Origin of the sequence: Streptomyces nidicola (genome assembly GCF_050106155.1) — a bacterium.
Classification (GTDB): Bacteria; Actinomycetota; Actinomycetes; order Streptomycetales; family Streptomycetaceae; genus Streptomyces.
Genome location: NZ_JBNBPI010000001.1, coordinates 6,368,084 through 6,388,104 on the forward strand (window position 1 = coordinate 6,368,084; position 20,021 = coordinate 6,388,104).

Consider the following 20,021-nt stretch of genomic DNA (forward strand, 5'->3'; position numbering starts at 1 on the left):
GAGAGGCAGCGGGGTCCGGGGCAGAGCCCCGGGGGTCGGCCCGGGGAGCCGCCTGCTCAATCGCCGCAGGGGCTTGAATTAACCCAGGGAGCGTTCCGCTACGGCCGCCACGTGCGCGCGCAACGCACCCCTCGGGTCCGGCGTGAGCGTGCCGAGGGCGACCAGGGCCGTCACCACCACGTCGCACAGCTCCGACTCCACGTCCCCCCAAGAGTGGCTGACGCCCTTGCGTGGGTTCTGGCCGACCGCGCCGATCACCGCCTGGGAGACCTCGCCGACCTCCTCCGAGAGCTTCAGCACCCGTAGGAGAAGGGCCTCTTGGGGCGGGCGCGCGTTGTTGTCGTCGAGCCAGGCGCGCAGCCGGTCGACCGTCGCCCACAGGTCGTTGTCGTCATCGTTCGTCGTCACGGGCGACGAGGCTATTCCTCCGGCTTCTCCTCCTGCTGCGCGGCCACCTGCTTGTTGCGGGTCGCCACCACGGCCACCGCCGCCGCGCCCGCCCCGACGAGCGCCGCCGGCACCATCCAGTGCCGGTTCAGGGCGTGGCCGAGCGCGTGGTCCAGGGAGTAGCGGCCCGGCCCGGTCACCGCGAGGCCCGCCGCGGCGAAGCCGAGGAACGCCGGGTACTCGTAGCCGCCGCCCTGCGCGAAAAACCCGTTCGGCGCGTGCACCGCGGCCGCGCCCGCCATGGTCCCTGCGGCGGCCGCCCCGCCCACCGGCGTCGCGAGCCCGAGCGCGAGCAGCACTCCGCCGCCCGCTTCCCCGAGCCCGGCGGCGATGGCGCTCGCCTTGGGCGGGTGGTACCCCATGGCCTCCATGCCGGCGGCCGTGCCGGACACCCCGCCGCCGCCGAACCAGCCGAGGAGCTTCTGCGCGCCGTGCACGGCGAGCACCCCGCCGGTGCCGACGCGCAGCGCGAGCAGCCCCAGGTCGATCCGCCCGGAGCAGGATTTACGAGACGTACGAAAACGTGAGCAAGTCATGACTTCACCGTCCGGCACTCGTCCGGCCCGCACGCGGTGCGCAGGCCCGTTCGAGTGACCCTAGTCCAGTCGATCAAGCCCGCAAACGGGGCCGTGGGACGTCAGCCGCGCCCGATGTACGGCATGTTCGTCGCAAGAACCGTCGCGAACTGGACGTTCGCCTCCAGCGGCAGCTCCGCCATGTGCCGCACCGTGCGGCCCACGTCCGCGACGTCCATCACCGGCTCCGCCGCCAGCTCCCCGTTCGCCTGCGGGATGCCGCGCTGCATGGCCTCGGTCATGTCGGTCGCCGCGTTGCCGATATCGATCTGGCCGCAGGCGATCCGGTAGGGGCGGCCGTCCAGGGAGAGCGACTTCGTCAGTCCGGTCAGCGCGTGCTTCGTCGTCGTGTACGCGATCGAACGCGGGCGCGGCGCGTGCGCCGAGATGGAGCCGTTGTTGATGATCCGGCCGCCCTGCGGGTCCTGCTCCTTCATCTGCCGGAACGCGGCCTGCGCGCACAGGAACGCCCCGTTGAGGTTCACGTCGACGACCTGCCGCCACACGTCGTAGTCGAGGTCCTCGATGCCCACGCCGCCGGGGCCGAACGTGCCCGCGTTGTTGAAGAGCAGGTCGAGGCGGCCGAAGCGGTCCCGGACGGTGGCGAAGAGGGCCGCCACGGCATCGGCGTCCGACACGTCCGCGCGGACCACGAGGGAGTCGGCGTCCGGGGCGAGGGCCGCGGTCGCCTCCAGGGTCTCGGTGCGGCGGCCGGCGAGGGCCACACGCCAGCCCGCGCGCAGCAGTTCGAGGGCGACGGACCGGCCGATGCCGGAGCCCGCGCCGGTGACGACGGCGGTGCGCGAAGCGGTGTCCGTGCCGGTGTCGGCCCGGCCTGTTTGCGAAGCGTTCATGGGGCCGCAGCGTACGGGTCGCGCGGCCACACGGAGATCATCGATCCGCCATGTGGCTGTTGTGTACGTGACAGTCCACGGTCGTCCCCGGCCACTGCAATAACGCTTCATGCCTCACATACCGCAGCACGCAGCCGAACTCCGTGTCGCTGCCCAGCACTTGGGCCGCAGAAGATTCCTCACCGTCACCGGCGCCGCCGCCGCGCTCGCCTTCGCGACCAACCTTCCGGCCGCGGGCACCGCGGCCGCCGCCGAGCTCGACGCCCGGAAGATCAAGAGCGACCCCTTCACGCTCGGCATCGCCTCCGGCGACCCGCTGCCCGACTCCGTGCTGCTGTGGACGCGCCTCGCCCCGTCCCCGTACGAGACCGGCGGCGGCCTGCCCGCCGCCCGCGTCGATGTGGCATGGGAGCTGGCGCACGACGAGCGCTTCCGGCGCATCGTGCGGCGCGGCACCGCCACCGCGCACCCCGAGTACAACCACACCGTGCACGTCGAGGTCGACAAGCTGAGCGCGGGGCGCGTGTACTACTACCGCTTCCGCGTGGGGAGTTGGGTGAGTGCCACGGGCCGCACCCGCACCGCGCCCGCCACCGGCGCGAAGACCTCCGCGCTCACCCTCGCCGCCGTGTCCTGCCAGGCGTACCACGACGGGTACTACACCGCGTACAAGCACCTGGCCCAGGACGATGTCGACATCGTCTTCCATCTCGGCGACTACCTCTACGAGTACGCCGTCACGTCCGTCGGCGGCGCCCGCAACTACACCGACCGCGTGCTGCCCGACGTCTTCAACCGGGAGACCGTGACGCTGGAGGACTACCGGCTGCGGTACGCCCTCTACAAGAGCGACGAGGACCTGCGCGCCGCGCACGCCGCGCACCCCTTCGTCGTCACCTGGGACGACCACGAGACCGAGAACAACTACGCGGGCGACACCGACGAGAACGGCAACCCGCCCGAGGAGTTCCTGCTGCGCCGCGCCTCCGCGTACCGCGCGTACTGGGAGAACCAGCCGCTGCGCCGCCCCCAGGTGCCGTCAGGACCCGACATGCGGCTCTACCGGCGCCTGCACTGGGGCAGGCTCGCCCAGTTCGACATCCTCGACACCCGCCAGTACCGCACCGACCAGGCCAACGGCGACGGCTGGAAGTCCCCGACGCCCGAGTCCGAGGCCGCCTCGCAGACGCTGCCCGGCTTCACGCAGGAGCGCTGGCTGACCGACGGCTGGCGGAACTCGAAGGCGCTGTGGAACGTGGTGCCGCAGCAGGTCACGTTCGCGCGCAGGAACAACGCGGCCGCGGGCAACACCACGCTCTCCATGGACTCGTGGGACGGCTACCCGGCCTCCCGCGAGCGGATCCTCAAGGGCGCCGAGGCCGCCCGCGTCGAGAACCTGATGGTCCTCACCGGCGACGTCCACGTCTCGTACGCCATGGACATCAAGCGGGACGCCGACGACCAGGGCTCGCGCACGGTCGGCACCGAGATCGTCACGACGTCGATCACCAGCGGCAAGGACGGCTCCGCCAAGCCCGCCAACTGGGCCGGGTACCTCGCCCGCAACCCGCACATGAAGCACTACAACGGTCAACGCGGCTACGTGACCGTGGAGTTGGGGCAGGAGGCGGCGCGGGCCGACTTCAAGACGGTGCCCGCCGTGACCACGCCGGGAGCGGCGCTCACCACGGCGGCCTCGTTCGTGACGGCCGCCGGGGAGCCGGGCCTCAAGCCCGCGTAACCGCCGCTGTCACTCGCCCGGATAGCGGACGCCGACCCGTTCCCTGACGGTGTCGAGCGTCCGCATCACGGCGAGCGAACCCTCCAGCGGCACCAGCGGCGACTCCGTGTCGCCCGCCCGGATCCGCCGCATCACCTCGATCGCCTCGTGCCGCATCGAATCGTGCGGCCCGTCCTGTGGCGCCGCCACGAACTCCTCAGGGTCCCGCCCGTCCCGGTGCAGCACGAACCGCTCCGGGGCGAAGAACCCGCCCGGCACGTCGATCCGCCCGGCCGAGCCGGTGACCGAAGCGGTCACGCCCGTACCGGCGTTGAGCGCACAGTGCAGCAGCGCGTGGGCGCCGTCGTCCCACGAGAGCAGCATCCCGGTCTGGAGGTCGACGCCCTCCTCGGAGAGCTGCGCGGACGCCGTCACGGCGGCGGGCTCCCCGAGCAGCAGTTGCGCGAACGACACCGGGTACACCCCGAGGTCGAGCAGCGCGCCGCCGCCCTGCGCCGGATCACGCAGCCGGTGCGCGGGCGGGAAGGGGCCGGCGAGCCCGAAGTCGGCCTGCACCGTGCGGACTTCACCGATCGCCCCGTCGTCGACGAGCGCCTTCATCCGCCGCACCAGCGGATTGCAGTACATCCACATGGCCTCCATCAGGAACACGCCCCGCGAGCGCGCCAGCGTCACCAGCTCCGCCGCCTCCCGCGCGTTCAGCGCGAACGCCTTCTCGCACAGCACCGCGCGCCCCGCCTCCAGGCAGAGCCCGGCCGCCTCCCGGTGCGCGGCGTGCGGCGTCGCGACGTACACGACATCGACGTCCCCGTCCGCGGCGAGCGAGGCCCAGTCGCCGTACGCCCGCTCGATGCCGAAGCGCTCCGCGAACGCCTTCGCGGAGGCCTCCTTGCGCGAGGCCACCGCCACCACCTCGGCATCGGGCAGATCCAGCAGATCGGCCGTGAACGACGCGGCGATCCCGCCCGTCGCGAGGATTCCCCAGCGCACCCGCTCTGTCATCGTGCCCACCCACTCCAGATATTGGTCTCGACCGCACCGCCGAGCTGAGAGCATAGGGAATCGCACAGATGGCCGGGAGAGACGAAGGGAAACGAGGGGCAGCGGGATGAAGGACAGCGGATGTTCCACCGGGAGCACCACGGGGGAGAACGCGACCGGTGAGGTCCGTGACGCGACCCCAACGCCCGTTCCCAAGGTGGTGGTCGGGGCCGGCGCGAGCCTCCTCGTCACCTTCATCCTCGGCGGCCTGACCGCCGTACCGCCGCTCTCCATGGACATGTACCTCCCGGCCCTGCCGGAGGTCACGGGCGTCCTGCACACCTCGGCCGCCACCGCCCAGCTCACCCTCACCGCGTGCCTGACCGGCATGGCGCTCGGGCAGCTCGTGGTCGGCCCGATGAGCGACAAGTGGGGCCGGCGCAGGCCGCTCATCGTCAGTCTGCTGATCTACATCGTGGCCACCGCCATCTGCGCCTTCGCGCCGAACGCCGCCCTGCTCATCGCCTTCCGGCTGCTCCAGGGGCTCGCGGGCTCGGCGGGCATCGTGATCGCCCGCGCCGTGGTCCGCGACCTCTACGACGGCGTCGCGATGGCCCGGTTCTTCTCCTCCCTGATGCTGATCTCCGGCATCGCCCCGATCGTCGCCCCGCTGATCGGCGGCCAGGTGCTGCGGTTCACCGACTGGCGCGGCGTCTTCGTCGTGCTCACCGGCATCGGCATCGCGCTCACCGCCGTCGTGTGGAAGTTCCTGCCGGAGACCCTCGCGCCGGAGCGGCGGCACGGCGGCGGCACCATGGAGGCGCTGCGCACGATGCGCGGACTGCTCGCCGACCGCGTCTTCCTCGGCTACACGCTCGTCGGCGGCTTCGCGTTCGCGGCGCTCTTCGCCTACGTGTCGGCCTCCCCGTTCGTGATCCAGGAGATCTACGGGGCGTCCCCGCAGACGTTCAGCCTCCTCTTCGGACTCAACTCGATCGGCCTGATCGCCGTCGGCCAGCTCAACGGCAAGGTGCTCGTCGGCCGGGTCAACCTCGACAAGGTGCTCGGCATCGGCCTCACCCTGGTCGTCCTCGCCGCCGCCTTCCTCCTCCTGGCCGCGAGCGGCGTCTTCGGAACGCCCGAGGAACTCGGCCTCGCCCCCATCGCAGCAGGCCTCTTCGTCCTCATGGCCTGCATGGCCCTGACCACGCCCAACACCAACGCCCTCGCCCTCATGCGCACCCCGCACGCGGCGGGCTCCGCCTCCGCGCTGCTCGGCACGTCCTCGTTCCTGATCGGCGCGATCGCCTCGCCGCTCGTCGGCATCGCGGGCGAGCACACAGCGGTGCCGATGGCGCTCGTCCAGCTCGTCAGCGGGCTGGTCGCGGCGCTCGCCTTCGTGACCCTGTGCCGCCCCTGGCAACAGCGCGCGGCGGGTGAGCAGCGCTGAACGCGCCGAGACTGCGCCACGGGACGCCCGAGCGGGCGGGGCTCGACGGGGAGCAGCTCGCCGGGCTCCTCTCCGACGTGCGCCGGCTGCCCGAGGGTGCGCGGCCCTGGTGCGCCGGGGTCGTCGTGCTCGCAGGCCGCGGCCCGGTGATCGCGGCGGAGGCGGCGCACGGCTGGGCGGCGCGCTACGCGTCGTACGACGAGGCGACGGACACGGGCGTCGAGCTGCCGCCCGGGGCCCGCGTCCCGATGACGGTGGACACCCCCTTCGACCTGGCCTCGCTCACCAAGCTCTTCACCTCGATCGCCGCCGTGCAGCAGATCGAGCGCGGCAGACTCGGCATCGACGCGAAGGTCGGCGCGTACGTCCCCGAGTTCAAGGCCGCGGCCCGGGGCGCCATCACCGTCCGCCAGCTCCTCACCCACACCTCGGGCCTGCGCCCCGAACTCCCGCTGTACGACGCCCCGGACGCCGCCGCGCGGCTGGCGCTGCTGCGCGCGGAGGCACCGTCCTCACCACCGGGCGACTACCTCTACTCCGACCTGAACATGCTGCTCCTCCAGCACGTCCTCGAACGCGTCACGGACCGCCCCCTCGACGTCCTGATCCGCGAGGGCATCACCCGCCCCCTCGGCATGACCGCCACGTCGTACGGGCCGTGCCCGGGCGCCGCGGCCACCGAGGACCAGCGCCGCCCCTGGGCGAAGGCGGACCGGGGCATGGTGCGCGGCGAGGTGCACGACGAGAACGCGTGGGCGCTCGGCGGCGTGGCCGGTCATGCGGGCCTCTTCGCCACGGCGTACGACCTGGCCGTCCTGTGCCGCACCCTCCTGACCGGCGGCTCCTACGGCACGGCCCGCATCCTCGGCCCCGACTTCGTCGACCTGATGCTGACACCGCCCGGCCTCGGCTTCCGTCTCGACCAGTCGTGGTTCATGGGCGAACTGGCGGGGCGCGGCGCGGCGGGCCACACCGGTTTCACGGGCACGTCCCTGGTGATCGACCCGGCGACCGACACGTTCCTGGTCCTCCTCGCCAACACCGTGCACCCCCGCCGCCGCGGCCCCGCCAACGGCCCGCGGGTGGCGGCGGCGAACCGGGTGGCGCGGGCCGTGGTCTGACGCGGGCCGGTGACCACCGCCACCGCTCCGTAGAATCGCGGGGTGAACGCCCCGCTCCAGTCGACCTCCGACACCCTCCGGTCCACCCTCGCCGCGCTCCTCGACGGCCTCCCGCCCACGCAGGCGGCGAAGGCCGTCGAGCGGCTCATCGCGAACTACCGGGGGACCACCCCGACCGACGCCCCGATCCTGCGCGAGCGGGCCGACGTCGTGGCGTACGCGGCGTACCGGATGCCGGCCACGTTCGAGGCGGTGCGCTCCGCGCTCGACGCGCTGGACACCGCGGCCGACTGGCGGCCCGCCGGACACCTGGACATCGGGGGCGGCACGGGCGCGGCCGTGTGGGCGGCGCAGGACGTGTGGCCGGGGGAGCGGACCACGACGGTCGTCGACTGGTCACAGCCCGCCCTCGACCTCGGCCGCGAACTGGCTGCCACCCAGGGCGAGTTGGCGGACTCGGTACGCTGGGAACGGGGGCGGATCGGTGCGCACGACACCCCCGAGGCCGACCTCGTCACCGTCTCGTACGTGCTCAAGGAGCTGACCGAGGCCGACCGGGCGGTCGTCGTCGACGCCGCCGCGCGGGCCGCCACCGGCGCCGTGGTCATCATCGAACCCGGCACCCCGGACGGCTACGCCCGCGTCATCGAGGCCCGCGACCGGCTCATCGCCGCCGGATTCCACGTGGCCGCGCCCTGCCCGCACAGCGCCGCGTGCCCCATCGTGCCCGGCACGGACTGGTGCCACTTCTCGGCCCGCGTCGCCCGCTCCTCCCTCCACCGCCAGGTCAAGGGCGGCTCCCTCGCGTACGAGGACGAGAAATTCGCCTACGTCGCCGCGACCCGCTTCGAGCCGACCCCCGCCTCGGCCCGCGTCATCCGCAAGCCCCAGATCCGCAAGGGCCAGGTCCTCCTCGACCTCTGCGAGGCGGAGGGGACGCTGACCCGTACGACGGTGACCAAGAAGCATGGGGCGGCTTACCGCGAGGCCCGGAACGTGGACTGGGGGGACGGGTGGGCCAATTAAGCCCCTGCGGCGATTGAGCAGGCGGCTCCCGGGCCGAACCCCGGGGCTCCGCCCCGGACCCCGCTGCTCAATCGCCGCAGGGGCTTGATGGGGTCGATCGGCGCCGAAACTAAGGGCGGAGCTCAAGCGTGCAGCACTTCACCGACCCGCCCCCCTTCAACAACTCGCCGAGATCAACCCCCACCGGCACAAACCCCCGCTCCCGCAGCGGCCCGAACAACCCCACCGCCCCCTGCGGCAGCACCACGTTGCGGCCGTCCGACACCGCGTTGAGGCCGAAGGCCACCGCGTCCTCCTCGGAGGCGATCAGCGCGTCGGGGAACATCCGCCGCAGCACCGCCCGGCTCCCGGGCGAGAACGCCGCCGGGTAGTACATGACGGAGTCGTCCGCGTCGTCGAGGACGGCCAGCGCCGTATCCAGGTGGTAGAAGCGCGGGTCGACCAGGTCGAGACCGATCACCGGCCGCCCGAACACCTCCTGCGCCTCCCCGTGGGACAGGGGTGAGGCCCGGAAGCCGCGCCCCGCGAGCACGTACGAGGCGGTGACGGCGAAGTCGCCCTCGCCCTCGTTGACGTGGACGGGCTCGTGGACCTCGGCGTAGCGGTGCGCCCGGAACCACTCCAGGTGCGCGGCAGCCTCCAATTCCCGCTCGGGGTGGGCGAACCGGGCCCCGAGGACCCGCCCGTCCACCACCGTCGCGCCGTTCGCCGCGAACACCATGTCCGGGAGGCCGGGGCGCGGGTCGAGCAGTTCCACCGTGTGGCCGAGCCCTCGGTAGCGGTCCCGCAGGACCTCCCACTGGGCGACCGCGAGCGGGACGTCGACGGGTTTCGCCGGGTCCATCCACGGGTTGATCGAGTAGGTGACCTTGAAGTGTGCCGGTGGGCACATGAGATAGCGCCGGGGTGTGGCGCGGCGTTCGACAAGGCGCGGATTACGCAATGAGGGCTCCTCCGACCGCAGGGCTGGGTGGAAGCCCATGGTGCGGTCGGAGGAGCCCTCGGGGCTGTGAACCGAACGGGTGGTTCACGGCCGGCTCTGATCACGACGCGTCGTGCGTGCCGCGCTTCTCCTGCAATTTGCGCAGGAGCTCACGCTTCTGCGCCACGGGATCGGGGCCCCCGCCGCCGACCCGGCCACCCCGGCCGCCGCCGCGCATCGCCTTGCGGGACATGTTGCTGCGGGCGCCACCGACGCCCAGCATGCCGCCTGCTCCACCTCGGGTCATGGTCGTATCTCCTTTGAGTCCTTGAGCCACCTCGATGCGACGATACGTATCGTCTCGCCGCCCGGACGTGCTCCACTTTGAACGAGACGCCGCGTCTTGTCAAGGCCTCACGAGACGGAACGTCTCGGCTCGCGCGCTGCTACATTCGAACCATGTCAGCCACGAAGAGCCAGTCGGCGAAGAAGGCCGTCCCCGACGCCACCCGCCGCAGCGAACGTTCCCGCCGCGCGATCTACGACGCCGCCCTCACCCTCGTAGGAGAGATCGGCTACCCGCGCACCACCATCGAGGGCATCGCCGCCCGCGCCGGTGTCGGCAAGCAGACGATCTACCGGTGGTGGGGCTCGAAGGCCGAGGTCCTGATGGAGGCCTTCATCGACCTCGGCGAGCGCAACCAGGAGGCCGCCGCCGAGAAGCACCCGGACTACCCGCTGGACTTCGACTCCCTGCCCGACACCGGCGACATCGAGGCCGACCTCAAGCTGGTGCTGCGCGCCACCGTGGACGAGCTCAAGGACCCCCGCTTCGAGGCCCCGGCCCGCGCGCTCGCCGCCGAGGGGCTCGCCAACCGCGACTTCGCCGAGGATTTCGTCGCCAAGCTCCTCATGCCCGGCCTCGACCTGTACGCGGCCAGGCTGCGCGCCGCGCAGGAGGCCGGCCAGGTCCGCGAAGGGGTCGACCCGACCATCGCCCGCGACCTCTTCTCCGGGCCGCTCGCCCAGCGCTGGCTTCAGAACACCGGACCGCTCGACCACGCGTACGCGGACACGATCGTCGAGTACGCCCTCTACGGGATCGCCCCCCGCGGCCAGTAGCAGCCGGTCGGAGCCCCCTCACATACCCCGGATGTGGACTGTGGCCACCCGAGGCGCAGGATGGTGGGACACTTTTGGTCCAAGGTTCATCCGGACTCGGCACGACAGCAGTGGCTCGACGGCGATGGTGAGGGGATTGATGGGCGCGGAGCAGGGTCGCCGATTCGGCGGGCGGAGCGGTACGGAGGGGCGTACGACGGGCGGCCTGATCTCACGGTGGCTGCGGGGCGCGCGCGCCCCGAAGGACACCGCGGCCGCCGATGCGGCCCGTGAGGAACTGCTCTTCGCCGCTGCCGCCGCCGGACTGCCGCTGGCCCCGGCCGCGTACCCCTCCGACTACCGATGTTCCTGCAACCGCGTCGGCTGTCCGACCCCCGGCAGACACCCCGTCTCCTTCGCCTGGCAGACCCAGTCCACGACGGACCGCGCACAGATCGAGCGCTGGGCGAGACATCAGCCGCAGGCCAACTTCATCACCGCCACGGGCATGGTCCACGACGTCCTCGACGTACCGCTCGAGGCCGGGCGCGAGGCGCTGGAGCGGCTCCTCGCCGCCGGGATCGAGGTCGGGCCCGTAGCCGAGTCCGGCGGTGACCGGATGCTCTTCTTCACGGCGACGCGGGGGACGCCGGACGAGGAGGACGAGTGGTGGCCCTGTGAGCTGGACTGTCACCCCGAGACCATGGACGAGCACCCCGGGATGCGGTGGCACTGCCGTGGGTCGTACGTCCTCGTGCCGCCGGCGAGGCTGCCCGGGGAGCGGGAGGTGTTCTGGGTGCGGGGGCCTGAGCATCCGCTGCCCGATCCGTTGACGCTGCTGGAATCGTTGACGGACGCGTGTGCGCGGTATGTGGGGGCGGAGGAGCCGGACTACACGTCGGCGTGGCCGTAGGCCGTCCGGGCTTGAAAAGCTTCAGTTGCCCTCCGCCGTCGTGATGCCCTCCACCCGGGACACCACGTTCACCTTCCCCGAGGACTTCGGCGGGTCGATGGCCGCCTGGCCGGAGACGTAGCCGTACATCGCCGACTGCTTGGGCTCGCCCTTCATCAGCGCCTTCACGTCCGCCCCGATCGCGGGAAGATTGCTGCCGGGGAACGCGGTCAGCTTCTCGTAGCGGCGGGTCGTGAAGAAGACGAGTGCCCCGCCGTTCTCGGTGCGCAGGGCCACGGGCGCGAAGTTGCCCTCGGTGAGGGACTCGTCGATGAACTGCGTGGTGAGGCCGGGACGCGTGCCGATCTTGTCGCGGGTCTGTCGCCAGCGCGTCGTGTGCGGGCCCGGGACGTAGCCGTCCCCGCCCTTCTTGAGGTACTGGATGTACTGCTTGCCCATGTCCTTCGGGCGCTGCGCGAGACCGGACTCGTCGGGGTCGACGGACTCACCCCAACCGTCCTTGTCCTGCTTGAACTTGGGGACCGTGCCGTCGCGGAACAGCGACAGGTACGAGACCGCCCACGGCGCGTTCTGGGCGTTGCGGGTGAAGACCATCACCCAGCGGTAGCCGTTGACCCGGTTGTTGTCCGAGTTCGTCACGAACCAGCGCGGCCAGCCCGCCTTCTTCGGCACCGTGATCCGCGTGTCGGTGAGCTCCAGCGGCGAGTGCTTCGGGTTGCCGTTCGGGTTGAGCGCACGGCCCGCCTTCAGCTTCGCGGCGTCGATCGCGCCGAGCGCCCCGGTGACGTGCTTCGCGTCGGCGTCGGCGTCGTACGTCTTGTCCGCCTCGTTGTACGCGTCCACGAACGTGTCGACGGCGCGCGCCGCCTGCCCCTTCGTGGTCGTCGGGACGATCTCCAGCTCGCCGTGCACGGTCACACAGCCGCTCGCCGTGAGGGACAGCACGACCGCGGCCGCAGCCGCCGCGACCGGTCGGCCGATCCTGTTCCTGGCCTCGCTCATGACGTTCGATTCACCTTCCGCTCCCAGCCCCTGCCACGGGCCCGAACCCTACCGGGAAGAGGAGGCCCGCACTGCCGCGACCCTGCGGGAAAACAGTCCGGGAGGCGCGAAGAACAGGGCGAGAGTGGGGACAAGGTAGACGAACCAGACGGTCACCTGCAGAACCGTCGGGTCGGGCTGGAAGTTGAAGACGCCCTTCAGGAGCGTGCCGAGCCAGCCGTCCGGGGAGATCGTGGAACTGATGTCGAACGCCAGGTTGTTCAGGCCGCCGACGAAATCGGCCTCCTGGAGATCGTGGAAGCCGTACGCGAGGACGCCCGCCGCCACGACGACCAGCATCGCGCCGGTCCACGTGAAGAACTTCGCCAGGTTGATACGGAGCGCGCCCCGGTAGAACAGCCAGCCGAGGAACACCGCAGTGGCAAGCCCGAGCAGCGCGCCGATCACCGGGTCCGTCGTGCCGTTGCTGGTGGCGTGCACCGCCGTCCACACGAAGAGCGACGTCTCCAGGCCCTCACGGCCCACCGCGAGGAACGCCGTCACCACCAGCGCCACCGTGCCCATCTGCAGGGCGCTGTCGAGCTTTCCGTGCAGTTCCGTCTTCAGGTGGCGGGCCGTGCGCCGCATCCAGAACACCATCCACGTCACCAGGCCCACGGCGATGATCGACAGCGAACCGCCGAGCGCCTCCTGCGCCTGGAACGTCAGCTCCTGCGAGCCGAACTCCAGGCCCGCGCCGAAGGCGAGCGACACGAGGACGGCGACGCCGATGCCCGCCCACACCGGCTTCAGGGCGTCCCTGCGCTCCGTCTTCACCAGGTACGCGACGAGGATGCACACGATGAGGCTGGCTTCCAGCCCCTCACGCAGTCCGATCAGGTAGTTCGCGAACATCGCTTCTCACGCCTCCGTCTGTTCGAAGAGGCCGCGGCCCCACCAGTCACTGCCGTCCCGCACTCCCGGCGGCACCGCGAACACCGCCGAACCCACGTGCTGGATGTACTCGTTGAGCGCGTCGGTCGCGAGGCTGCGCTGCACCGGGATGAACCCCTTGCGCATGTCCTTCTGGTACGCGAGGAAGAACAGGCCCGCGTCGAGCCGGCCGAGGCCGTCCGTGCCGTCGGTGAACGAGTAGCCGCGGCGCAGCAGCGTCGCCCCGTGGTTGGAGTCCGGGTGCGCGAGCCGCACGTGCGCGTCCGGCTTCATCGCCTTGAGGAACGGCTCGTCGCGCTCCTTCGCCTTGCCTACCGGAGCGCCCTCGCCCTTGTCCCGGCCGAACACGTCCTCCTGCTCCTGGAGCGACGTACGGTCCCAGGTCTCGATGTTCATCCGGATCCGGCGGGCGACCAGATACGAGCCGCCCTTCATCCAGCCGGCGCCTTCGCCCGGGGAGTCCACCCACACGTGCTCGGCGAGGCGGTCCTTCTCGGTGCCCGCGATATTGCGGGTGCCGTCCTTGAAGCCCAGCAGGTTACGAGGGGTCTGCGCGTCCGGCGTCGTCGACGACGTCTTGCCGAAGCCGAGCTGCGACCAGCGGATGGCGACCTTGCCCATGCCGATCCGGGCGAGGTTGCGGATGGCGTGCACGGCGACCTGCGGGTCGTCGGCGCAGGCCTGTACGCACAGATCGCCGCCGCTGCGGGTCCTCTCCAGGTTCTCACCGGGGAACTTCGGCAGGTCGACGAGCGCCTCCGGCCGCCTGTCGGCGATGCCGAGGGCCTTCCCGTGCTTCTCGAAGAGGGAGGGGCCGAAGCCGATCGTCAGCGTGAGCCGGGACGGCTGCAGCCCCAGCGCCTCGCCCGTGTCGTCCGGCGGCGCCTCGACGAGCCCGCCGTACGCGCCCTCGCCGACGGTGCGGCCCTCGGTCATCCGCGCGGCGGCCTTCGTCCAGTCCTTCAGGAGCTGCACGAACTCCTCGCGGTCGGCCGTTTTCACGTCGAACGCCGCGAAGTGCAGCCGGTCCTGGACCGCCGTGGCGATCCCGGCCTGGTGCGCGCCGTGGAACGGCACCGCGCCGCCCGCCTCGCCGGCCGGCTGCATGTCCGAGCCGTCGTCGGACCGGGCCAGGGCGATCGCGCCGCCCGCGGCCGCGGCGCCGAGCGCGAGCCCGGCGCCGCCGACGGTGAGCAGGGAACGCCGGGACGGGGCTGGGGAGTTGGAGGTCTCGTCGTCCGCCATGGCGGCCCTCTCCTCGTGGTGCGTGTGCATGTTCTCGGCTACTTGGCGTTCTCGACTACTTGACGATGGCTACTTGACGACCGCGGCGGCCAGCTGCGACAGCGGCTCCGCCAGCGCGTTGACCGCGTCGGACAGCTCCTTCTGCTCCGCCTTGCCGACCTTGTCGTAGGACGTGAACTCGTAACCGCTCTTGTCCTCGCGGTACTTGTCGAGCAGCGTGTCGAGCGCGGCGAACTGCTTGTCCAGCTCCTTGGTCAGCGCGGCGTCGTTCTTCGACGCGACCGGCTTGAGCAGCTCGTACGCCTTCTCCGCGCCCTCGACGTTGGCCTTGAAGTCGACGAGGTCGGTGTGCGAGTAGCGCTCCTCCTCGCCGGTGACCTTGCCGGTGGCGACCTCGTCGAGCAGCTCCTTGGCGCCGTTGGCCATGGAGGTGGGGGTGATCTCCGCCTTGCCGACGCGCTGCTGCCAGTCCTTCAGGTCCTTGTCGAGCCGGTCGGCCAGCCCCTTCTCCGCCTTGCCGATCTTCTTGTCCTTCCACAGCGCCTTCTCCAGGCGGTGCCAGCCGGTCCACTTCTGGCCCTCTTCGAGGCCGTCGGCCCGCACGTCGACCTTCGGGTCGATGTCACCGAAGGACTCGGCGACCGGCTCGGTGCGCTCCCAGCCGATACGGGAGGGGGCGTACGCCTTCTTGGCGGCCGCCAGGTCGCCGTCGCGGACGGCGTCGGTGAACGTCTTCACCTTCGGCAGCGTCTCGTCGGCCTGCGCCTGGGTGTACTGGCGGTAGGCGGCGACGGCGTCGTCGAGCCGGGGGTCCCGCTTCGCGGTGCTCTTCCCGCCGGTCACCTTGATGTCCTGGCGGTGGCCCTTGCCCTTCATTCCGGGGATGCAGGCGATGCGGTAGTCGCCGCTCTTCACCTCGGCGGTGAGGCTGTGCCGGGTGCCGGGGCCGATGTTCTCGCGCTCGGAGACGATCCGGTCGTCCGGGAAGAGGATCTCCACCTCGGTGACCCGGGAGCCCTTGTTCTCGACCGCCAACTCCACGTGCCCCGCCGGGAACTGCTTCTTCGAGACCTCGCAGCTGTCGTCGTCGGCGGTCACCTTGACCGCACCGGAACCGGCGCTCTTGGCGTCGCTTTTCTGGGTGCAGCCGGTGACGGCGGTCAGGGCGGCCACCGCGGCGACGGCAGTGGAAACGGTGAGTCGGGCGGCTCGCATGCGGGCTCCAAGGCATACAGCGGCTGTACAGGGGACGCACAGAAGCAGGGGTAACTAAGGCCGACCTAACTTATATGAGGCTTACCTCAGTACCGCCCATGGGCAAGTCAGGGAAGGGTCAAGGGCCGGTCAAGCGTCGGATGTCGCGTGGTTGACTTCCGGCATGAACGAGTACGGCATCGAGTACGACGTGGTGCGCGTCTTCTGCGCCCCCGACGGCGGGGAGGGCAACGCGCTGGGCGTCGTCCGCGACGGCTCCCGCCTGCCCGAGCAGGACGAACGGCAGGCGTTCGCGACCAAGTTGGGCTTCAGTGAGACGGTCTTCGTCGACGATCCCGAGCGCGGCGTCATCGACATCTACACGCCGACCGCGCGCCTGCCGTTCGCCGGGCACCCCTGCGTCGGTACGGCCTGGCTGCTCGACGTACCGGAACTCGTCGTGCCCGCGGGTGTCGTCGGAGCGCGCCAGGACGGCGAGTTCAGCTGGGTCGAGGCGCGCGCGGAGTGGGTGACCGGGCGTACGTTGCGGCAGTACGGCTCCGTCGCCGAGGTGGACGCGCTGCCGGTTCCTCCGGAGGGGGAGTGGATCTACGCGTGGGCCTGGGAGGACGAGGCGGCGGGCCGGGTCAGGGCCCGCGGCTTCCCCGGCCGCGGCGACGGCATCGTGGAGGACGAGGCCACGGGAGCGGCGGCGCTGGCACTGACCGGCCGCCTCGGCCGGGCCCTCAACATCCGCCAGGGCCACGGCTCCCAAATCCTGACGGCCCCCCAACCGGACGGCTCGGTGGAGGTGGGCGGCCGGGTCCGCTTGGCGGTCTGAAGGTTCGGCGGCGGGTGATCAAATTTAAGCCCCTGCGGCGATTGAGCAGCGGGGTCCGGGGCAGAGCCCCGAGGCCGTAACGCCGGTGCCGCGGAGCGGTTACGCGGCCGACCGAAACTCCTCGCCCAGCCCGCGAAACACCCCCGTATTCAAGGCGAACGCCGCCTTGCACTCGGCCACCACCCGCTGCTTCTCCAGCTCATCCACGGCGATGCCGTCCAGCAGCTCCCGGTAGTGCCGCTTGAACGCCGCGGGGTTGCCGACCCCCTCGAAAACGTAGAACCGCACACCGTCCCCCTTGCGTGCGAACCCCCACGTCTTCTCCGCCTTGTCGCGAATGATCTGCCCACCCGAGAGGTCGCCCAGGTAGCGCGTGTAGTGGTGCGCCACATACCCACCCGGCCAGGACGCCGCACACTCCGCGACCCGCTCCGCGTACGCCCGCGTCTGCGGCAGCGCGGACGCGGTCTCCCGCCAGTCAGGACCCCGCAGATGCGCGAGGTCGCGCTCCAGCTCGGGTACGCGCAGCAGCTCCGGCTGAATGAAGGGCCCGGCCACCGGATCGTCGGCAAGGCGCTGGGCGCCGTCCTCAAGTGCCCGGTACACGAACCACAGTTGCTCCGTGTACCGCGCGTACGCGTCCACGCCGAGCCGCCCGCCGAGCAGATCACCCATGAACGTCGACGTCTCCGCCTCCGTGTGCTGCTCGTGCGAAGCGGTGCGGATCAGAGTGGAGAACGGGGTGTCCATGGGGGCCTCCGCCGATGGGTATTAATTAGGTTAGGCTTGCCTAAGATTACAGCCTTCCCGACACGCTGTCGGTAAAAACCTACCCGGTTCTCCGATCAAGGGAACGTAAACAGCAGAGCCCGCCCCACGGAAGGGGCGGGCTCGATGCGCAGGAGCGGCGTCGGCTACGGCAGCGTGAGGATCTCCGTGCCGGTCTCCGTGACGACGAGCGTGTGCTCGAACTGGGCGGTCCGCTTGCGGTCCTTCGTGACGACCGTCCAGCCGTCCTCCCACATGTCGTACTCGTACGTGCCGAGCGTGAGCATCGGCTCGATCGTGAACGTCATGCCGGGCTGGATCACGGTCGTGGCCTGCGGGGAGTCGTAATGCGGGATGATCAGGCCGCTGTGGAACGACGAGTTGATGCCGTGCCCCGTGAAGTCGCGCACGACGCCGTACCCGAACCTCTTCGCGTACGACTCGATGACCCGGCCGATGATGTTGATCTGGCGACCGGGCTTCACGGCCTTGATGGCCCGGTTCAGCGACTCACGGGTCCGCTCGACGAGCAGCCTCGACTCCTCGTCGACGTCACCCACCAGGTACGTCGCGTTGTTGTCGCCGTGCACGCCGCCGATGTACGCGGTGACGTCGAGGTTGATGATGTCGCCGTCCTTGAGGACGGTCGAGTCCGGGATGCCGTGGCAGATGACCTCGTTGACGCTCGTGCACAGCGACTTCTGGAAGCCGCGGTAGCCGAGCGTGGACGGGTACGCGCCGTGGTCGCACATGTACTCGTGCGCGATCCGGTCCAACTCGTCCGTGGTGACACCCGGAGCGATCGCCTTCGCCGCCTCCGCCATGGCCCGCGCCGCGATCCGGCCGGCGATCCGCATCGCCTCGATCGTCTCCGGGGTCTGCACCTCGGGGCCCGTGTACGGAGTCGGCGCGGGCTTGCCGACGTACTCGGGGCGCCGGATGTTCCCGGGCACGGAGCGGGTGGGGGAGATCTCTCCCGGAACGAGCAGGGCGGACGACGCCCCCGACTGACCAGACATGCCAGCGAGTGTAACGAGCGCGCGTGGGGGAGCATGGCGGGGACGAGAGGAGCCGCCGTGGCGCTGTTCAAGAAGCGAACCGTCGGAAAGCCGGGCGAGTGGTACTACTGCCTGGAACACAAGAAGGTCGAGGAGGGGCCCGAGTGCCCCAACAAGGACCGTTTCGGCCCCTACGCCTCCCGCGAGGAGGCCCAGCACGCGATGGACACCGCGAGGGAACGAAACCTGGAGTGGGAATCCGACCCCCGCTGGCACGACAAGCCGGAGGACACGGACCCGCCGGGCCAGTGAGCTTCCGGAGCCCCTGCGGGGTTTGAGCAGGTCAAGCCCCAGCGCCACCTGAGCATTTCAAGCACCGGCGGCGATTGAGCATTTAAAGCCCCGCCGGCGTTTGAGGCGCGGGGTCCGGGGTGGAGCCCCGCGCGGGTGACCGCAACCTCACCACCGGGCCGGCGGCGGGGCCGTCAAGTGATCCGCAAGCCGCGACAACCGATCCCGAAACCCCCGCCGCCCCCGCGGAGCGGCCACCGCGTTCTCGCCGGCCGCCGCACTGACCAGATGCTGCACCGTGTCGAGATCGAGGTCGGTGTCGCCGGGAACGCTCAGCCCGTCATGGGCCATGGCGTGCAGATCCCCACCGCCGGCGGCCTCCGCGTCGAGCGCCAGGACCGTCGCCCCCGCGCGGCGCGCATCGTGCACCCGCTCCAACAGCGGAGCACCCGGCTCGGTCGGCGTGACCACGAGGAGCGTCTCGCCGCGCCGCGCCGCTTCCAGCCGCCCGAGGCCGACGGCCAGGTGCGCGGGGTCGTCCGGGCGCGCCGCGTGCCGAACGAGGGTGGGGGCCAGCTCGGGCGTCCCCGACCAGGCCGCCTCGTCGACCAGATGGGCCGCCAGATGCCAGGGCTCGTACGTCGGGGAGCCCACGAGGAGGAGCCCGCCACCGTGCGCGGCGACCGAGGAGCGCAGCGCCCCGGCGAAGCGGCGGGTGGCGGAGGGCCATTCCGTTCCGGCGAGTACCTCGCGCAGCAGTGCTACTCGTACGGCGTCCATGGGGTCGCATGGTGCCTCAAGTGGTCGGCCCGTTCGCCTCGTTCGAGGGAAGTCCGCCCGTACGAGACACATACCCTTGAGTAGGGTCGCTGCATGACCTCTACCGAAAGCAGCCCGAGCGGCCAGAGCAGCCAGAAGGCCCCGGCCAAGGACCCCTGGGACCTGCCCGACGTCTCCGGACTCGTCGTCGGCGTCCTCGGCGGGACCGGCCCCCAGGGCAAGGGCCTCGCCTACCGCTTCGCCCGTGCGGGCCAGAAGGTGATCCTCGGCTCCCGCGCCGCCGAGCGCGCGCAGTCCGCCGCCGAGGAACTCAATGAGCACGGCCTCGGCATCGAGGGTGCCGACAACGCCGAGTGCGCCCGCCGCAGCGACATCGTGATCGTCGCCGTGCCGTGGGACGGCCACGGCGCCACCCTCGAAGCCCTGCGCGAGGACCTCGCGGGCAAGCTCGTCGTCGACTGCGTCAACCCGCTCGGCTTCGACAAGAAGGGCGCGTACGCCCTGAAGCCGGAGGAGGGCAGCGCCGCCGAACAGGCCGCGGCCCTCCTCCCGGACTCGCGGGTCACCGCCGCCTTCCACCACCTGTCGGCCGTGCTGCTCATCGACCCGGAGGTCGACGAGATCGACACCGACGTGATGGTCCTCGGTGAGGAGCGGGCCGACGTGGAGACGGTCCAGGCGCTGGCCGGCCGCGTCCCCGGTATGCGCGGCATCTTCTCGGGCCGCCTCAGGAACGCTCACCAGGTCGAGTCCCTGGTCGCGAACCTCATCTCGGTGAACCGCCGCTACAAGGCGCACGCGGGGCTGCGCGTAACCGACGTATAGGCACGTACGGGGT

The 20,021-nt window shown here is 71.2% G+C and carries 22 protein-coding genes; 9 read left to right on the forward strand and 13 right to left on the reverse strand.

The genetic code is table 11. From position 1 onward, the window contains the following. Positions 1-78: 78 nt before the first annotated feature. From ACOKM3_RS28760 to ACOKM3_RS28770, 3 genes are all read right to left on the reverse strand, one after another. Positions 79-408, reverse strand: a complete 330-nt coding sequence (locus ACOKM3_RS28760; RefSeq protein WP_426903918.1) for a MazG-like family protein — start codon at positions 406-408, stop codon at positions 79-81. An 11-nt stretch (positions 409-419) separates the two neighbouring features. Further along, positions 420-983, reverse strand: a complete 564-nt coding sequence (locus ACOKM3_RS28765) for a DoxX family protein (protein ID WP_426903919.1) — start codon at positions 981-983, stop codon at positions 420-422. A 101-nt stretch (positions 984-1,084) separates the two neighbouring features. Beyond that, positions 1,085-1,876 carry an SDR family oxidoreductase gene (locus ACOKM3_RS28770; RefSeq protein ID WP_426903920.1) on the reverse strand — a complete coding sequence of 264 codons (792 nt, stop codon included), beginning with the start codon at positions 1,874-1,876 and terminating at the stop codon, positions 1,085-1,087. A gap of 109 nt (positions 1,877-1,985) precedes the next feature. On the opposite strand from ACOKM3_RS28770, the gene ACOKM3_RS28775 reads away from it, so the two are divergent. After that, positions 1,986-3,617, forward strand: a complete 1,632-nt coding sequence (locus tag ACOKM3_RS28775; RefSeq protein WP_426903921.1) for an alkaline phosphatase D family protein — start codon at positions 1,986-1,988, stop codon at positions 3,615-3,617. Positions 3,618-3,626: 9 nt separating this feature from the next. On the opposite strand, the gene ACOKM3_RS28780 is transcribed toward ACOKM3_RS28775, so the two are convergent. Continuing rightward, positions 3,627-4,619, reverse strand: coding sequence for a Gfo/Idh/MocA family protein (locus ACOKM3_RS28780; protein WP_426903922.1), 993 nt, complete (start codon positions 4,617-4,619; stop codon positions 3,627-3,629). Positions 4,620-4,725: 106 nt separating this feature from the next. Between ACOKM3_RS28780 and ACOKM3_RS28785 the strand changes: the two genes are divergently transcribed. Genes ACOKM3_RS28785 through ACOKM3_RS28795 form a run of 3 tightly spaced genes read left to right on the forward strand, consistent with a single transcriptional unit; the run spans position 4,726 to position 8,195 of the window. Further along, the gene (locus ACOKM3_RS28785) at positions 4,726-6,048 is read left to right on the forward strand and encodes a multidrug effflux MFS transporter (RefSeq protein ID WP_426903923.1); all 1,323 of its coding nucleotides are present in this window, start codon (positions 4,726-4,728) and stop codon (positions 6,046-6,048) included. Further along, positions 6,045-7,169: a serine hydrolase domain-containing protein gene (locus ACOKM3_RS28790; protein ID WP_426906921.1), complete on the forward strand. Its 1,125-nt coding sequence runs from the start codon at positions 6,045-6,047 to the stop codon at positions 7,167-7,169. The genes ACOKM3_RS28785 and ACOKM3_RS28790 overlap by 4 nt, the downstream gene beginning before the upstream one ends. Positions 7,170-7,211: 42 nt before the next feature. Then, on the forward strand, positions 7,212-8,195 hold the full coding sequence (locus tag ACOKM3_RS28795; protein WP_426903924.1) for a small ribosomal subunit Rsm22 family protein: 984 nt from the start codon (positions 7,212-7,214) through the stop codon (positions 8,193-8,195). Positions 8,196-8,304: 109 nt separating this feature from the next. On the opposite strand, the gene ddaH is transcribed toward ACOKM3_RS28795, so the two are convergent. Both ddaH and ACOKM3_RS28805 read right to left on the reverse strand, forming a co-directional pair. Beyond that, entirely contained in the window at positions 8,305-9,177 is an 873-nt protein-coding gene (gene ddaH / locus ACOKM3_RS28800; RefSeq protein WP_426903925.1) for a dimethylargininase, read from the reverse strand. A 61-nt stretch (positions 9,178-9,238) separates the two neighbouring features. After that, a complete protein-coding gene (locus ACOKM3_RS28805) occupies positions 9,239-9,424 on the reverse strand; it encodes a DUF6243 family protein (protein ID WP_426903926.1) in 186 nt (61 codons plus the stop codon). A 152-nt stretch (positions 9,425-9,576) separates the two neighbouring features. Between ACOKM3_RS28805 and ACOKM3_RS28810 the strand changes: the two genes are divergently transcribed. Both ACOKM3_RS28810 and ACOKM3_RS28815 read left to right on the forward strand, forming a co-directional pair. Then, a complete protein-coding gene (locus tag ACOKM3_RS28810; protein WP_426903927.1) occupies positions 9,577-10,239 on the forward strand; it encodes a TetR/AcrR family transcriptional regulator in 663 nt (220 codons plus the stop codon). A 139-nt stretch (positions 10,240-10,378) separates the two neighbouring features. Continuing rightward, on the forward strand, positions 10,379-11,131 hold the full coding sequence (locus ACOKM3_RS28815) for a bifunctional DNA primase/polymerase (protein ID WP_426903928.1): 753 nt from the start codon (positions 10,379-10,381) through the stop codon (positions 11,129-11,131). A gap of 21 nt (positions 11,132-11,152) precedes the next feature. Here ACOKM3_RS28815 and ACOKM3_RS28820 read toward each other — a convergent pair whose 3' ends face one another. The 4 genes from ACOKM3_RS28820 to efeO are packed head-to-tail and all read right to left on the reverse strand — an operon-like array spanning position 11,153 to position 15,526. After that, the gene (locus ACOKM3_RS28820) at positions 11,153-12,133 is read right to left on the reverse strand and encodes an SCO2278 family lipoprotein (protein ID WP_426903929.1); all 981 of its coding nucleotides are present in this window, start codon (positions 12,131-12,133) and stop codon (positions 11,153-11,155) included. 48 nt (positions 12,134-12,181) lie between these two features. After that, on the reverse strand, positions 12,182-13,027 hold the full coding sequence (efeU, locus tag ACOKM3_RS28825) for an iron uptake transporter permease EfeU (RefSeq protein WP_426903930.1): 846 nt from the start codon (positions 13,025-13,027) through the stop codon (positions 12,182-12,184). Between the two features lie 6 nt (positions 13,028-13,033). Beyond that, on the reverse strand, positions 13,034-14,341 hold the full coding sequence (efeB, locus tag ACOKM3_RS28830; RefSeq protein ID WP_426903931.1) for an iron uptake transporter deferrochelatase/peroxidase subunit: 1,308 nt from the start codon (positions 14,339-14,341) through the stop codon (positions 13,034-13,036). A 39-nt stretch (positions 14,342-14,380) separates the two neighbouring features. Next, positions 14,381-15,526 carry an iron uptake system protein EfeO gene (gene efeO, locus ACOKM3_RS28835; protein ID WP_426903932.1) on the reverse strand — a complete coding sequence of 382 codons (1,146 nt, stop codon included), beginning with the start codon at positions 15,524-15,526 and terminating at the stop codon, positions 14,381-14,383. Positions 15,527-15,689: 163 nt separating this feature from the next. Between efeO and ACOKM3_RS28840 the strand changes: the two genes are divergently transcribed. After that, entirely contained in the window at positions 15,690-16,346 is a 657-nt protein-coding gene (locus ACOKM3_RS28840) for a PhzF family phenazine biosynthesis protein (RefSeq protein WP_426903933.1), read from the forward strand. 99 nt (positions 16,347-16,445) lie between these two features. Here ACOKM3_RS28840 and ACOKM3_RS28845 read toward each other — a convergent pair whose 3' ends face one another. Together ACOKM3_RS28845 and map are read right to left on the reverse strand one after the other, a co-directional pair. Further along, positions 16,446-17,096 (reverse strand): biliverdin-producing heme oxygenase, encoded by a 651-nt coding sequence (locus ACOKM3_RS28845; RefSeq protein ID WP_426903934.1) that lies wholly within the window; start codon positions 17,094-17,096, stop codon positions 16,446-16,448. 164 nt (positions 17,097-17,260) lie between these two features. Beyond that, complete coding sequence (map, locus tag ACOKM3_RS28850; RefSeq protein ID WP_426903935.1) at positions 17,261-18,133, reverse strand: type I methionyl aminopeptidase; 873 nt, start codon at positions 18,131-18,133, stop codon at positions 17,261-17,263. A gap of 57 nt (positions 18,134-18,190) precedes the next feature. Between map and ACOKM3_RS28855 the strand changes: the two genes are divergently transcribed. Continuing rightward, on the forward strand, positions 18,191-18,424 hold the full coding sequence (locus ACOKM3_RS28855) for a hypothetical protein (RefSeq protein ID WP_426903936.1): 234 nt from the start codon (positions 18,191-18,193) through the stop codon (positions 18,422-18,424). Positions 18,425-18,571: 147 nt separating this feature from the next. On the opposite strand, the gene ACOKM3_RS28860 is transcribed toward ACOKM3_RS28855, so the two are convergent. Beyond that, positions 18,572-19,183, reverse strand: coding sequence for a hypothetical protein (locus tag ACOKM3_RS28860; RefSeq protein ID WP_426903937.1), 612 nt, complete (start codon positions 19,181-19,183; stop codon positions 18,572-18,574). Between the two features lie 93 nt (positions 19,184-19,276). Between ACOKM3_RS28860 and npdG the strand changes: the two genes are divergently transcribed. Continuing rightward, positions 19,277-20,008: an NADPH-dependent F420 reductase gene (gene npdG, locus ACOKM3_RS28865; RefSeq protein ID WP_426903938.1), complete on the forward strand. Its 732-nt coding sequence runs from the start codon at positions 19,277-19,279 to the stop codon at positions 20,006-20,008. Positions 20,009-20,021: the final 13 nt, after the last annotated feature.

Bases quoted from the DNA above. Each gene is read 5' to 3' on its own strand.
- ACOKM3_RS28765 (WP_426903919.1), bottom strand. From the start codon at position 983: ATGACTTGCTCACGTTTTCGTACGTCTCGTAAATCCTGCTCCGGGCGG.
- ACOKM3_RS28770 (WP_426903920.1), bottom strand. From the start codon at position 1,876: ATGAACGCTTCGCAAACAGGCCGGGCCGACACCGGCACGGACACCGCT.
- ACOKM3_RS28775 (WP_426903921.1), top strand. From the start codon at position 1,986: ATGCCTCACATACCGCAGCACGCAGCCGAACTCCGTGTCGCTGCCCAG.
- ACOKM3_RS28780 (WP_426903922.1), bottom strand. From the start codon at position 4,619: ATGACAGAGCGGGTGCGCTGGGGAATCCTCGCGACGGGCGGGATCGCC.
- ACOKM3_RS28785 (WP_426903923.1), top strand. From the start codon at position 4,726: ATGAAGGACAGCGGATGTTCCACCGGGAGCACCACGGGGGAGAACGCG.
- ddaH (WP_426903925.1), bottom strand. From the start codon at position 9,177: ATGGGCTTCCACCCAGCCCTGCGGTCGGAGGAGCCCTCATTGCGTAAT.
- ACOKM3_RS28805 (WP_426903926.1), bottom strand. From the start codon at position 9,424: ATGACCCGAGGTGGAGCAGGCGGCATGCTGGGCGTCGGTGGCGCCCGC.
- ACOKM3_RS28810 (WP_426903927.1), top strand. From the start codon at position 9,577: ATGTCAGCCACGAAGAGCCAGTCGGCGAAGAAGGCCGTCCCCGACGCC.
- ACOKM3_RS28815 (WP_426903928.1), top strand. From the start codon at position 10,379: ATGGGCGCGGAGCAGGGTCGCCGATTCGGCGGGCGGAGCGGTACGGAG.
- ACOKM3_RS28820 (WP_426903929.1), bottom strand. From the start codon at position 12,133: ATGAGCGAGGCCAGGAACAGGATCGGCCGACCGGTCGCGGCGGCTGCG.
- efeU (WP_426903930.1), bottom strand. From the start codon at position 13,027: ATGTTCGCGAACTACCTGATCGGACTGCGTGAGGGGCTGGAAGCCAGC.
- efeB (WP_426903931.1), bottom strand. From the start codon at position 14,341: ATGCACACGCACCACGAGGAGAGGGCCGCCATGGCGGACGACGAGACC.
- efeO (WP_426903932.1), bottom strand. From the start codon at position 15,526: ATGCGAGCCGCCCGACTCACCGTTTCCACTGCCGTCGCCGCGGTGGCC.
- ACOKM3_RS28840 (WP_426903933.1), top strand. From the start codon at position 15,690: ATGAACGAGTACGGCATCGAGTACGACGTGGTGCGCGTCTTCTGCGCC.
- ACOKM3_RS28845 (WP_426903934.1), bottom strand. From the start codon at position 17,096: ATGGACACCCCGTTCTCCACTCTGATCCGCACCGCTTCGCACGAGCAG.
- map (WP_426903935.1), bottom strand. From the start codon at position 18,133: ATGTCTGGTCAGTCGGGGGCGTCGTCCGCCCTGCTCGTTCCGGGAGAG.
- ACOKM3_RS28860 (WP_426903937.1), bottom strand. From the start codon at position 19,183: ATGGACGCCGTACGAGTAGCACTGCTGCGCGAGGTACTCGCCGGAACG.
- npdG (WP_426903938.1), top strand. From the start codon at position 19,277: ATGACCTCTACCGAAAGCAGCCCGAGCGGCCAGAGCAGCCAGAAGGCC.